Origin of the sequence: Pelagicoccus enzymogenes (assembly GCF_014803405.1) — a bacterium.
Lineage (GTDB): Bacteria > Verrucomicrobiota > Verrucomicrobiia > Opitutales > Opitutaceae > Pelagicoccus > Pelagicoccus enzymogenes.
Map to the genome: position 1 here is coordinate 409,580 of NZ_JACYFG010000002.1, position 13,818 is coordinate 423,397.

The 13,818-nt window shown below is 56.9% G+C and carries 10 protein-coding genes; 4 read left to right on the forward strand and 6 right to left on the reverse strand.

Annotated features, from left to right (window positions below; all coding sequences use genetic code 11):
* Positions 1–81 precede the first annotated feature (81 nt).
* A complete protein-coding gene (locus IEN85_RS01450; RefSeq protein ID WP_191615282.1) occupies positions 82–2,430 on the forward strand; it encodes an ATP-binding protein in 2,349 nt (782 codons plus the stop codon).
* 47 nt (positions 2,431–2,477) lie between these two features.
* Entirely contained in the window at positions 2,478–3,365 is an 888-nt protein-coding gene (locus tag IEN85_RS01455) for a lysophospholipid acyltransferase family protein (protein ID WP_191615283.1), read from the forward strand.
* Here the strand turns inward: IEN85_RS01455 and IEN85_RS01460 are convergent.
* The 3 genes from IEN85_RS01460 to IEN85_RS01470 form a co-directional block, all read right to left on the reverse strand.
* Complete coding sequence (locus IEN85_RS01460) at positions 3,362–5,272, reverse strand: methyl-accepting chemotaxis protein (protein ID WP_191615284.1); 1,911 nt, start codon at positions 5,270–5,272, stop codon at positions 3,362–3,364. The two genes, IEN85_RS01455 and IEN85_RS01460, sit on opposite strands and share 4 nt — an antisense overlap.
* A 251-nt stretch (positions 5,273–5,523) precedes the next feature.
* A complete protein-coding gene (locus tag IEN85_RS01465; RefSeq protein WP_191615285.1) occupies positions 5,524–6,270 on the reverse strand; it encodes a GvpL/GvpF family gas vesicle protein in 747 nt (248 codons plus the stop codon).
* Between the two features lie 189 nt (positions 6,271–6,459).
* Positions 6,460–7,551 carry a glucokinase gene (locus tag IEN85_RS01470; RefSeq protein ID WP_191615286.1) on the reverse strand — a complete coding sequence of 364 codons (1,092 nt, stop codon included), beginning with the start codon at positions 7,549–7,551 and terminating at the stop codon, positions 6,460–6,462.
* A 114-nt stretch (positions 7,552–7,665) separates the two neighbouring features.
* Here IEN85_RS01470 and IEN85_RS01475 point away from each other — a divergent pair, with 114 nt between their 5' ends.
* Positions 7,666–7,938, forward strand: coding sequence for a DUF1294 domain-containing protein (locus IEN85_RS01475; protein ID WP_191615287.1), 273 nt, complete (start codon positions 7,666–7,668; stop codon positions 7,936–7,938).
* A gap of 22 nt (positions 7,939–7,960) precedes the next feature.
* On the opposite strand, the gene IEN85_RS01480 is transcribed toward IEN85_RS01475, so the two are convergent.
* The 3 genes from IEN85_RS01480 to glgB are packed head-to-tail and all read right to left on the reverse strand — an operon-like array spanning position 7,961 to position 11,258.
* Entirely contained in the window at positions 7,961–8,488 is a 528-nt protein-coding gene (locus tag IEN85_RS01480) for an SRPBCC family protein (protein ID WP_191615288.1), read from the reverse strand.
* A gap of 59 nt (positions 8,489–8,547) precedes the next feature.
* Positions 8,548–9,060, reverse strand: coding sequence for a gluconokinase (locus IEN85_RS01485; RefSeq protein WP_309026915.1), 513 nt, complete (start codon positions 9,058–9,060; stop codon positions 8,548–8,550).
* Complete coding sequence (glgB, locus tag IEN85_RS01490) at positions 9,048–11,258, reverse strand: 1,4-alpha-glucan branching protein GlgB (RefSeq protein WP_224772386.1); 2,211 nt, start codon at positions 11,256–11,258, stop codon at positions 9,048–9,050. Before glgB ends, IEN85_RS01485 begins: the two co-directional genes overlap by 13 nt.
* Positions 11,259–11,500: 242 nt before the next feature.
* Between glgB and IEN85_RS01495 the strand changes: the two genes are divergently transcribed.
* Complete coding sequence (locus tag IEN85_RS01495; protein ID WP_191615289.1) at positions 11,501–13,804, forward strand: LPS-assembly protein LptD; 2,304 nt, start codon at positions 11,501–11,503, stop codon at positions 13,802–13,804.
* Positions 13,805–13,818: the final 14 nt, after the last annotated feature.

Consider the following 13,818-nt stretch of genomic DNA (forward strand, 5'->3'; position numbering starts at 1 on the left):
CAAGAAAAGCTGGCAACGGCTTGAGGCACCAGGCGTACCTAAATCACTCGCTTACAAGCATAACGGCATCCCCTCGCTAGTATGAGGGGACCCGTCAAGACCTTGGTGAGACGCTACTGGCAAGCATCGATCGCCAACAAGATCCTGCTTATCGTGTCCACTTGCAGCCTGCTCTCCTTGGGGCTCATCACCGGCTCCAGCATTCTGCGGGAGTACCATATCGTCGCCCAACGCGAGAGCGACAAGCTCAGCTCCATGGCTGGAATCCTCGCCGGCAACTCCGTCGCCGCCCTCCGCTTCGAAGACAACATCACAGCTCAAGAACACTTGGCGACGCTTCGCAGCGAACCGCACATCACTTGCGCCGCGATCTACCAATCCGACGGACAGCTTTTCGCCCAATACCTGCGCGACGAAAACTGCGAGCTCCCAATCTCTCCGCCGCAGGCCGGATCGCAATCGTCGGCCACCTCCTTCTCCATTGCTCAAGAAATCGAACTCAACGGCTCAGCCGTCGGAAGCATCTACCTGCGTTCCGACAATTCGGAACTCTTCGCTCAGCTGACGACGAGCCTTTTCATCAACAGCATCATCCTGATCGGGTCCCTCGCTGTTTCCATCTTGCTGGCAAAACGGCTGCTCCCGCTGATCACTCGCCCCATCGAGGAGCTCGCAAACCTCGCCCATCGCGTATCGGAAGAACGCAACTACCAGCTACGGGCCAAGAAACAGGGGAACGACGAAGTCGGCATGCTGGTAGACAGCATCAACTTCATGCTTTCCACCGTTCGCCAGCGCGACCAGGCAATCCTCGAAACCAATCGCAACCTCGAACAACTGGTCGCCGATCGCACGGCAAAGCTCGTGAAAGCCCGTGAGAAAGCGGAAAGCGCCCTCGAAGCGAAAAGCGATTTCCTGGCAACCATGAGCCACGAGCTTCGAACGCCCATGAACGCCATCATCGGCATGAGTTCCGTCCTGCAATTCGAGGACCTCGACGAGAGCCGCGCCCGCCAAATCGGCATCATCCAAAAAAGCGCGGTAAACCTGCTCGACCTCATCAACGACATCCTCGACTTCTCCAAGATCGAAGCAAACCGGCTCGAGCTGGAAAACACCCCCTTCGATCTTCTCGCCTGCGTCGAAGAAGCCATGGATATCGCAGCTGCGGCCAAGAAAAACAATCGGCTCATCCACTGCACCAACTTCGACGCCAAGCTTCCGTCACACATGTCAGGCGACGTGACTCGACTTCGCCAGATCCTCGTCAACCTTCTCAGCAACGCGTTCAAGTTCACCGATCACGGTTCCGTTACGCTGCGCGCCACTCACATTCCAGCCGATCGCAGCCAGGGGGAACGCATCCGTATCAGCGTCAAGGATACCGGAATCGGAATTCCCAAGGATCGCCACCAGAGCATTTTCGAATCCTTCACCCAAGCGAACCGAAGCACATCCCGCCACTACGGAGGCACCGGACTGGGGTTGACCATCAGCTACCGCCTCGCGCTCGCCATGGGAGGCGACATCAGCGTCGAGAGCGAGCCGGGGAAAGGCTCCACCTTCCACCTCACGCTGCCAATCCGGCGCATCGAAAGCCTCGGCGGTCCGATCAGCAAGCCATTGGATGTAGAAACTCCCGTTTGCGTTCGCCTGCGCGATATGCCGCCCGCGCTCGAGGAATCGCTCACCGCTAGCCTGCGCTCTTGGAACTGCCGCGTCCTAGCCGCCGACGAGGAAAAGGATACCCGAGCCGACTTGACGCTCGTCTCCGTAATTTCGGACGACGAGTTCAGGGCGGTCGAAAAAGCGACCCGTATCGGAAACTTCGAGCGAGTCGTGCTTATTTCCCATGCCGACCATTCGATCTTGATTCGCAAGACCACTGCAGCCGCTGTCCTTACTTTGCCGATACGCCATCGAGATCTAAGAAATATGTTGCTGAAGCATGCCGACAGCAGCGAAACGCCTCACTACGACGACACCACTCCCTTTGCCTCCTACCCAACCGAGAAATGGGGGAAGCTCAAGATCCTGCTCGCGGAAGACAATGAGCTGAGCCGCAACGTGTTCATCCACCACATGGAGCTAATCGGGCTGAATATCGAGACGGCCTCCAACGGCAAGGCCGCCTGCGAGCTCGTTAAGGAGAACGACTTTGATATCGTTTTCATGGACGTGAGGATGCCTATCAAAGACGGCCTCACCGCCGCCCGCGAAATCCGCGACACCCTGCCAGAAAACCGACCGCAACCTTGGATCGTCGGCTTCACCGCGAACACCGAACCCGAAGCGCTGCTGGAGATCGAAAAGGCAGGCATGGACGACTACCTTGCCAAGCCTGCTCTCATCATCGATATCGCAGAGTCCATCAATCGCTACACGTTCCAAAAACCGAGCTCCGGGCCAACCGCTCTTAACGACGCATAGGCACTTGCCCCGATCAGCTTTAAGGCCAATCTTGCCGGGAAATCGAAATGCGACTTTCCCACAAGATTCAGTACCTAGCGCTCGTCAGCCTCGCCCGATTCATCTGCGCGATTCCTCGCTCATGGGCGCTTAACCTCGGATCAGCTATAGGCTGGTTCGGATGGGTCACCGGCATGCGCCGCAGTCTCGTGCTCTCGAATATTGCCAACGCTCGCCCCGAAGCGAGCGAGAGCGAACTCAAGCAAATCGGCAAGCAAGCCGCTAAGAACTTCGGTCGCACCATCGCCGAATTCATACGCTACGGGATAAAGGACCGAGACCAAGTGCCCCAGCTCGTGAAAATCGAGAACCTGGAACTCGTAGCGGACGCGCTGGCCAAAGGAAACGGAGCAATCCTCCTAACCGGACACTTCGGAGCTTGGGCCATCTACTTCGCTGCCATTGCGATGCGGGACATCCCTCTGTCTCTCCTCGTCGGCAAGCAGCACAACGCGAAGGTTGACGCCTTTATCCACAAGATCCCTGGCGATCGCGTCGAGTTTATCACCAAGGGCCGCACCGCGATTAAAGTCATCTTAGAAAAACTGAAAGCTGGCCGAGCCGTCGTCATGGTGGCTGACCAACATGCTGGAGCAGGCGGCATCGTAGTGCCTTTCCTGGGAAAGAACGCGTCCACCTTGCCCCTGCCAGGCTCCTTCTCAGTAAAATACAATGCGCCTGTATTCATGATGTCAGGACGCCGCGAGGCCGACGGTTCCCATACCGTAACGATTTCCGAACTTCCCATCCCCGAGCGCGAAACGCCGAACGAGAAAAAAGTAGCTGTGGTCGAAGCCTACAACGAAGCGCTCGGCAAAGTCATCGCCGACAATCCGGAGCAATACTTTTGGTACCATCGCCGCTGGCGTGAAGAGAGCGAGACTCCGACAAGCTAGTTGAGTCTCGATCTTTCCGTTCGGGGCGAGGCTCGCAAAAAGGGTTCAGCAAACGATTCGTTCCAGTCACCCTCGATTCGGCCCCCGGGAAGATCCTTTTGCTCATCCGGCGAGTTCTCCGCCCGGGCCCCGGTCAGCAAGGCATTGAGCTCGTCGACCGCATTGCGAAGACGGTGCGACTGCCTCTCGAGAGAGTCCGCAGCTTGGGCCGTGTGCTGAGCGCTTTGAGCTGTGCCGCGAGCTACTTGATCCATTTGCTTCATCGATTCCGTAGACTGCGAAATCCCTGAAGACTGCTGGGATGTCGCCTGCGCAATCACTTCCACATAACCGTCCGCTTCGCGGATTCTGGATACAATCTCCTCCAAGCGTTCCTTGGCTTTCAGAGAAATTCGAGCGCCCCTCTCCGAGTCATGGATCGCTTGCTCTATCTTACCGCTCGTCTCGTTAGCTGCTTTGGAAACACGTTGCGCCAAACCACGCACTTCGTCGGCGACCACCGCAAAACCTGCTCCAGCCGCTCCTGCCCGAGCCGCTTCGACCGCTGCATTCAAGGCTAACAAGTTCGTTTGAAAGGCAATGTTTTCGATGGTCCCGATTATGTCAGCCGTCTCCGCGCTGCTCCGTTGGATGCTCTCCATCGCGACCGCGAGTTCCTGGATTTCAACGACGCCATCTTCAGCGGACTCGCGGGCAAGGCGAGTCGCCTCCACTGTCTTGTCCGCATTGCCAATGTTTTCGTCGGAGCGGTTTGAAATCTCCTGCAAAGCTGCCAGCGTCTCTTCCAAGCTAGCAGCCTGCTGATCCGAGCCTGAAGCAAAAACACTGCTCGCCGCCATGACTTGCTCGGAGGAAGCGCTCAATGCCGCAGTGACTTCAGACATCTTGCTGGACGCGGAGACCAACCTGCGATTCACGACTCTTGGTATCCAGACGCCCATGACGATCGATAGCGTCAAGCCAACGCCACAAATCCAAAAAATGGTATGGCGGCCCTGGATCGCCCGCGAGACCACGCCAGCCAATTGCTCGTCCAAGTCCTCCACCATCTCAGTCGAACGTTCGCGGGCTCCGTCCTGAATCTCATAGATCGACGCATACAAGTTCTCCGACGCGGCATCGATGGAATTCGCCTTGATGGAAAGCTGTTCAAGGCGTTGCGACAAACCTTCCTCATCCACGAATCCAAGAAGTATCGCCCCCAGTTCGCCGAACGCGTCCTCCGCGAGCGCTTCGCCAGCAGAGCTCGCAGCAAGACTCTCTTCCAAGTGAGCGAACCCTCCTTGGGCTGCCACCACAGAATCCATGACCTTCTTTTCGAAACGGGCAAAAGCGCCATCATCATGAGACAAAGCCACCGTACGCTGGGCAGCTGACAGGATTTGCGAGGCTGCCAAAGACAACTCCAGCAAGGCCCCGTTCGCCTTGGCACGGTCCGCTTCCGAAAGCTGCTCCATGGGGATCGCTTCCAGCCGCTTTCGGTACGACGCAGTAAGCCTGCCGAGGCGAGACTCGATATCGTCCAAGGAGGCCGGGATGGTCTCCATCAGTTCCAGGAAGTTCCGCCTCGCGAGGTAAAGCTGGGTCACTTCGGTACGGATGTTTTCCGGCAACTCCTTGATTGCCACCTCCTCGCCACCAAGCACCGCGTTTAACTTTTCCTCGATGGGAAAGCTCTCCAAGCCAGAAAACGTCGATACCGCCCGAATCTGCCGCGAGATGCCCACGATATCGTTGGCCTTGCGAACGATCGCGGATTCCCGCTCCATCTTCGACACCATGCGATTCTTTCCGCTCTCCATGCGACTCGACAAATCGCCGATCGTTAGGATCGCAAAAGCCGATAGGACGACTACGAGGACAATGCTCCCTAGAAAACCTAGGAGGATTCGTAACTTTAAACTCATCTGTGGGAATTAGGTTTGAAGAAGACCAACACCAAACCGCGCCTGGCTTTTCCAGATACCCTGCGGTCAACGCCACATGGAACGACGCGACCTAATTAAGGGTTTAGACCGTTCTTTGTTACGATTGCGTAACCTGATCAGAAACCACCCAAGCATGAGGTAGAGACACCCCAAGGAATCTTTTAAACACTCCTATCTCATCAAAGCCCCTGCTGCTGATCCGCTCTTCGAGCGACGCAGCAGCGGCATTCCTACTTGTACGAAATCAGATTCTGGCTGCAGAAATTTTGCGGAGCCCAAGGTCCGTTGTAGGAAAACGCGAAGTGAGGAGCAAAGCGGTCTCCCGCATCGTAGATCGACTTTTCGAATACGCGGAGACGCTCTCGATTAACCAAACAGTTAAACGTAACGACATCCGCCTCGGAGCGAGGCAAGCGGCTTTCGCTGATCTCCGCGCACCAAGGACCGATCATTTCCTGGAGCTTGCTTTTGTAGATCTCCTTTTCCTTCGCGAGCATGCGGGTGAACTTTTCTCCCTTCTTGGCTCGGTCGCCGAGGAAGTAGAGCAAGCGTCCGTTCAAGACTTTACCTTTCTCGTCTCGAAGGAAGGGATATTTCTCGATCATGTGATCAAGCAGGTCCGGCACGTCGAAACGCATCGTCACCTCCATCTCGACCTTGCGATAGATCCGATTCAGCTCCTTCTCCAAAACGGCCTCGTTGTTGGAGAGGACCCGTTCCACCTGAGCGAGACTGGACAAGGTCAAGCCGTACTGCAACGGGATGATCGACGCCTGCGACATCAGGAGGCGCTGCACGTGCTGGTGAGCGAAAATATCGTCCCCGCTCAGCGTCAACGTCTTCTGACCGTAGGCGCTCACGATCGCCGAGACTTTGCCGACCGTCACCATGAACAGGTTTCGCCCCTCCACGCCCGTCAAGTCCTCAAGGTCGTGAGGAGCCTCGGCCAAAGTGTATGCGTAAAGGAAGATGCTCATGTCGTTCGGTCTCTTTAAAAAGTTGCTAAACCCAACTCGTAAAAAAGATGTGAACGATACTCGGAGCCAGAGTCAATCTGGCCCTTGCTGCTTTACTCGGGATCAGGGTTTCCTCGACCCAAGCATTCCCCGCCCCCTAGTATGGAGACGCTAGTTCGCCCGATAAGGCCAAAAAACGACCTTGGTTGGCTAGACGATTTCGTCCTTCAACAACCAAGCGGCATGGGCGGCGCCCACCAGCGAGATCGAGTAGTTTTTGACGATGTAGACAGGAATCTTGCGCAGCACTTTTTTGACCTGTTCGCGGGCATTTTGCTCGAAGAAATAGATAAACTGGCTGCCATCCAAGAAGTGGCGCTCGTTCTTTCCCACGATTCCACCCGCTAGGAACAGCCCGCAACGCGGCAGAACCGTGGCCGAAAAGTCAGCCGCCACCCGCCCGTAAACTTTTACGAAGAGCCGGATCACGTCCCGGCAAACCGGATGGTTATCCGCGTGTCGCGAAATCAGGGCGGGACGCTGCAGCGGTTCCGCGTCCAAAATCTTGGCCAAGGTGTCGTCCACCTTCATGCCGCGCATCACGATGAAGTAGTCTAGGATGGTATTCAGCCCGCGACCGGAGAGCAGGTCCTCGATTTCCACGATCGTATTGGCTGCCCCCTGGGCATGGGCGCGCAGCTCTTCCGTTTCGAGGTCGAAGGCGGCAAAGCAAGCATGTCCCCCTTCTGACGGCAGGGCTCGATAGCGATCGCCATCCTTCACCAGCATCCCCACTCCCAATCCAGTGCCGGCGCCCACAATCAAGCTCACCGAACCTATTGGCTCCGGGTCGCCTCCATCGGTGTGCGGAAGGTGCGTCACCTCCTCCGGATTGTTCAAGTCCAGAAGCGGCACGCCATAACTGATGGCCTCGAAGTCGTTGATGATTTTAGTCGGGAAACCAAAAGCCATTTCGATCTCGGTACCGTCGAGGTTCCAATCCAGATTGGAAAGGTCGCAATGGTTCTTGGAAATGGGTCCCGCTCCACTGATGCCCGCTACTTCGACTTTGAGATCGGGGAACTTCTTGTTCGCAGTCTCCAGCAAGACCCTGATGGAAGGCAAAATCGAGTCTACCTCGGCGCTCGGAACGACCGTTTCCAACAGGATGTCGAACTTTCCGTCCGCTACCTTGACTAAGGCGAGATTCGAATTGGTGCCACCGATATCTCCAGCGAGCACGATCGGCTCGCCGTTCCAAGATTCGCTGTGCCAGAGGGACTGAATTGTGTTCGCTTGCATCGTAGAGTTCTGTCGGAAGGGCGGCAGAGAAAAGCAAAACAACCCTTCGACTCCACCACAAAATCACTCTTCCAAAACCATATCCGCTCCTTCAACCTAGGAAGACAGCGACCAATGCCCAATCCTAACCAACTCATCACCCTCTTTGCCATCCTCAACGCAGTCGCCTTCTTGCTCTTCGGAATCGACAAGTTGCTAGCCAAAGCCAGCCGACGACGCGTCTCCGAAAAAGCGCTGTTGCTCGCCAGCGCCGTCGCCGCTTCCCCCGGAGCCTTGCTCGGCATGGTCGTCTTCAACCACAAGACCTCCAAACCGAAATTCCGCTACGGAGTCCCGGGCTTGCTGATTGCTCATGCTGCCCTCAGCTATTGGCTTTCCTACGCTTGAGACTCCGGCTCGAAGCTCCCAATCAGTTCTCCGCCGCAGCCTTCAGCTTGGCCAAGCCATTATCGAACATGGGCGACACCATGTCCGGCATCATCCAAGCCATGTAACCGCCCACGACCGGGGCTGGCACCTCGCCAGACATTTCCCAAGTGACCAACAATCCATCGCCCCTCTTTTCGTAGGTGATGGAGGAGACGTTGGCAAAAGCGTCCTCGTTGAACAAAAGGTCGAACTCGATTCCCAATTGCGGATCCGCCTTGGTGAAGACAAGACGTCCGTCACCGTCCGTGCCCACCCAGCTTTGCGAAGCCCCTACACCCTTGGTGCGCTCGCCGAGCGTTACCTGCAGAGCTTCGTCCGCATCCTTCCAAGGCCCCCAAACCGGCCACTGCTCCAAGTCTCCCACCAGCGCGTAAACCTCCTCCGGCGTCGCCTGCACTTCAATGGAACGTGAAACCGTGAAGTCCTTGGGCAGGAAAAATCCCACTACGATCGCTCCGATGAACAAGAGGGAAAATACGGTAAATACGGCGACGAAGAATTTTCTCATTCTCAACGTTCTGGGCGCATGTTCACTGCAGGCAACGCGAAAGCGCTGCGAGAGCTGAGCTACAATTCAGCCAAGGCCTTCGCTACAATCTCCTCGATCGGTAGTCGAATATCCACTACCACCGCGTCAACAGGCTCTTCCAAGGCTTCTAACTGCGAATCCACCAAAGAGCTCGGCATGAAATGGTCCTGTCTTTGACTAACCCGCTGCAAGATCGTTTCCCGATCTCCGCGCAAGTACAACCAGCGAACTTGAGGCAAGCCCGCGTTTAAGACGTCACGGTAGCGCTGCTTCAAGGCGCTGCAGGCGAGCACCACGGAATCTCCCTTGTCCAAGCGAGACTTAAGTTCCTCGTTCAAGGCTTGCAGCCAGCCAGCACGATCCTCGTCGGTCAGAGGAGTTCCGGACTTCATTTTCTCTACATTGCGCGGCGGATGGAAATCATCCGCATCCAGCATCTCGATACGCTTCGCCCTCGCGACCTCGATCGCGATGGTAGACTTTCCACTGCCGCAAATCCCCATCACGAAATACGCGACGGGGACAGAACCTTTAGACGCTATCCTTCCCACTTGAAGAACATCGTCGAAAGCGGAGGAATCGTGAACTCGCCAGACTGGGCGAAACTATCGTACTCGACAGGTTCGGAATTCACGCCGTTCACGTTGCCAATGTTCGACCCGCCGTAGAACGAGGAATCCGTATTCAGAATCTCACGCCAGTGCCCTGCCGACGGTAAACCGATGCGGTAGCGTTCATGCGTCATCGGCGTAAAATGGCCAATCACCATTATCTTGCTGCGACCGTCGCGAGAGGTACGCACGTAGCTGATGATGCTCGAATCCGCGTCCCAACAGGCAATCCAACGGAAACTCTGGTCATCGAAGTCCGTTTCCGCCAAAGCCGGCTCCTCCTTGTAGACGCGATTCAAGTCCCGTACCAAAGACGCGATTCCATGATGGTCGGCAAACTCGTTGAGGTGCCACTGCAAACTCTTGTCGTAGTTCCACTCCTCGGACTGACCGAACTCGCTCCCCATGAAGAGCAGCTTCTTTCCCGGATAGCCCCACATATGACCGTAGAGCGAACGCAAGGTGCGCGACTTGTCCGTGATCGTTCCGGCGCCCATCTTCATGAGCATGGAACCTTTGCCATGGGTTACCTCGTCGTGGGAAAATACCGTAACAAACTTTTCCGCGTACTGGTAAAGCATGCCGAAAGTGAGGTTGTTCTGGTGATGCTTGCGGTAGATCGGATCCTTCTCGAAGTAGGACATGTTGTCGTGCATCCACCCCATGTTCCACTTCAGGTCAAAGCCAAGCCCTCCTTCCGACGGCGGCTTGGTCACCCCCCCAAAGGAGGTCGACTCTTCCGCAATCATCAAGGTGCCGGGATAATATTTGTGCACCAGATCGTTGGTCTCCCGCAAGAAGGCGATCGCTTCCAAATTCTCGTTGCCGCCATACTGGTTCGGGATCCACTGCCCTTCCTCTCGGGAGTAGTCGAGGTAGAGCATCGACGCCACAGCATCCACACGCAATCCGTCGATATGGTAGCGGTCCAGCCAACTGAGGGCGTTGGCGACAAGGAAGCTCTTCACCTCATGGCGACCAAAATTGAAAATCAAGGTACCCCAGTCCATATGAGCCCCCAAGCGCGGGTCCTCATGCTCGTAGAGACAAGTCCCGTCAAATCCGGGCAGCGCAAAGGTGTCCCTCGGGAAGTGAGCAGGCACCCAGTCCACGATCACACCGATATCCCGCTGGTGCATGTAGTCCACGAAAGCCTTGAAGTCGTCGGGCGTACCGAAACGATGCGTCGGCGCATAGTATCCAGTAACTTGATACCCCCAAGATCCGTCAAACGGATGCTCCGCTACTGGCATCAGCTCGATGTGCGTGAAGCCGTGGTCGATCACGTACTCCGCTAGCTCGACTGCCAATTCCTTGTAGGTCAGAGGACGGTTGTCTTCTTCCCAGCGTCGCTTCCAAGAGGCGAGGTGCACTTCGTAGACGCTCATCGGACGATCCAGCGCCTGATGGTCAACCCGCTTGGCCATCCAAGCCTGGTCGTTCCACTGGTAGGACGAATGGTCGTAAACGATCGAAGCGTTGTTGGGCGGAGCCTCGAAGTAGCTTCCGTACGGGTCGGTCTTCAGGAAGACATCGCCGTTCTTGGCCCGCAGCTCGAACTTGTACATCTCGCCCTTTTCCATGCCGGGAATGAAAAGCTCCCAAACGCCGCTGCCGCCCAGGGAGCGCATCGGATGGTAGCGACCGTCCCAGTCGTTGAAGCTGCCCACCAAGGAGACACGGTCCGCGTTCGGAGCCCAAACCCCAAAAGAAACGCCCGGAATCCCATTTACCACCTTGGGATGTGCTCCCAGCTTTTCGTAGATGCGATGCTCGTTGCCTTGGTTGAACAGATACAGGTCCGACTCTCCGATCGTCGGCAGAAAGGAATAAGGATCGTAGAATTGGCGAATCTCACGGTTCCGCTGTTCCGACCGCAAGCGGTAAGGGAAAACCATGTCGCGATCCTCGATCAGCACCTCGAAGAAGCCGCTGTCGTCCACCTTCTCCATGGCGTAGCGAGGGGCGCCTTCGGCGCTGGAGTCGACGACTTCGCACTTGTCTACCCCACTGAGAAAAGCGCGCACCAAAATGCCGCGCTTCTTCCCCTTTTGGTAAGGGTGCATCCCTAAAATATCGTGGGGCGTGCCGACCTTCGCGTCGACAAACCGTTTTAGATCCTGCTTCGAAGTATACATAAAACTGGCCAAAGAATGTGGCGATTGACTCTCGAACCCGATGCCAGCCCTATCCCAAATAGACAAGGCAAAACCGGACCAAGCTCGTGGCTATCAGCAAGCTGCCTGCCAACATAGTTGCCAATTTGTCGCTTGTCCAATCAAGGAACCGATTCCCTGCGCGGGCGTCCCAGCCATCGCGTCTTGGACCTTGCCAGCCGCCCTTCCTCCTACCTTAGTAAACAGCCTTCGAACCAGATACGATGAACCAGCTCCTCCGCCAACTTCCACGCTTCGCCTTGGCCGCCGCGACCTTTGCCGGCCTCGCCGTCTCGCTCCGCGCTCAAGAAATGGAGCTGATCCCCAGCGGTCCACTCACCTACGATCAGAAAACCGGAGAAGTCGTCGCTACTGAAGGCGCTCAGATCCAATACGGAGAATGGCTGCTTTCCGCCGAGACCATCCGCTTCAACCAGCAAACCGGCGAAGCTGCAGCCACCGGTGATGTGGTCTTCTCTCGCTCCGACCTCCGCCTCGTCGCCGACTCCCTCGACTACAAGCCCAAGGAGCAATTCGCTCGCGCCCGGAATTTCCGAGCCGGAAACGGACTCTACTACGTCGACGGCTCACTCCTGGAGGGAAATCCGGACAACTTCCGCTTCGAGGACATCAACTTCTACCCCGGCGAGCCGGGCACCTTCCTCTTCATCGCCCGCGCCGGAGAGCTCGCCATCGTCGACCAAAACGAGATCCGCGGCAAGCGCCTCTTCTTCAAGGTGGGCGCCGTGCCTTTCCTCCTCATCCCCAATATCACTCAACCGCTCGACGCCGAAACCAACCTCTTCAAGCCCACCCTCGACTATAGCGGACACATCGGCGCCCTCGTCGGAGCCGAAGCGCTCGTTCCCGTCACCGATCACGTCCGCCTTGGAGGCAACGTGGCACTTTCCTCAAAACGCGGCATTCTCGCCGGTCCCGCCGCCAGCTACGCCTTCGATACGCCCGGCTCTACCACCAACGGCTCCCTCATTTCCGGCTACATCAAAGATCAAGAGGACCCTGGGCTCGACGTCGACGGCGAGGAGATCGACGAAGATCGCTATTTCGCCGAATGGCGGCACCAGCAATCCTGGTCAGGCAATCGGGCCAACATTTCCGCCTACGCTCGCTACTGGTCCGACTCGGAAGTGACCCGCGACTTCTACGAAGAATCCTTCGACCGCATGCAAAATCCAGACTCGTATCTGGAAGCCAACTACAACGCGGACAATTGGCAGCTTTCCTTCTTCAGCCGCGCCGCGCTCGGCGAGTTCCAAACCTACACCGAACGCCTCCCCGAAGTCCGCTTCACCTACTTCCCTACCAACCTCGGCCACGGCTTCAGCCACAGCGGATTTCTTTCAGCCGCCGCCCTGCAAAAGAAAGACGACTTCGACCTGAACCTCAACAGCACCAAGCTCGACGCCGCCTACCGTCTGGACTGGAACCGCACCTTGACCGAGGGAGTCGGCCTGCGTCTCACCGCAGGAGCGCGCGGACTGCGTTACGAGGACGCCGAAACCTACTACCTTCGCTACAATCTCAACGATCCCTCCGGCACGATAGCCACTTGGGGAAAATCCAGCGGTTCCAAGGCCTACGGAGAACTCGGCGCCGACCTCAACTTCAAGGCCAGCGCCACCTTCGACTTCAAGAACGAGACCTGGAACATCGAAGGCATCCGCCACATCATCGAGCCCCGCATCTCCTATCGCTACGTCCCCGAACTAAGCTACGACGACAGCCTCGGAATCCCAGAGAGCCCCGCCTACGCCATCTACGGACCCCCCTTCGGCCAAAGCATGCTCTACGCGGACAACGGAGCCTTCGCCAGCTATCTTCCGACCCTTGACCTCGCAGACCGACGCGACTCAGACAACATCCGCGAAGACCACAAAGTTCGCTTCGAATTGAGAAACCGGATACAAACTCGCCAGAAGAATGGCGGCTCCCGCGACCTCGCCCGCTTCGACCTATCGGCAGATTACTACCTCCCAGGCTCCGAATACGCGGCAGAATACTATTCCCTCGTCAATTTCGACATCGAACTGACTCCCGCCCCTTGGCTGGAGCTCGGCCTCTTCACTCGCCTCGATCCCGAAGACGGACTCTCGGTCCAGGAATTCAATCCGCGCGTCTCCATTCAAGACGAGGGGTACTGGCGCGTCACCTTCGGATCCCACTTCCTCGATGGCGTCTCCAATTTGAACGCCGTCAACTTCAGCTCTCTCAACCCCATCTATTCCTGGCAAACTTGGCCCAACTACGGACGCAGCTGGCCCGAGTACCGTAACTTGCGCCTCGAACAGTACTTCGCCCACCTCGAGTACCAGTTCTCAGAAAACCTCAAGCTCTACGCAACCGCCCGCTACGACGACCAAACCGGCGTCTTCTACGAGCAACGTATCGGCATCATGCAACGCGCTCTCGATGCGTACGGTTTGAAGTACGAATTGCGCATCTACGACGGCGACCGCCGCGAAGACGACTTCGGCATCTCCATCGGCATCGACCTCTTCGACGAGTAAACGCATCCCCAAAG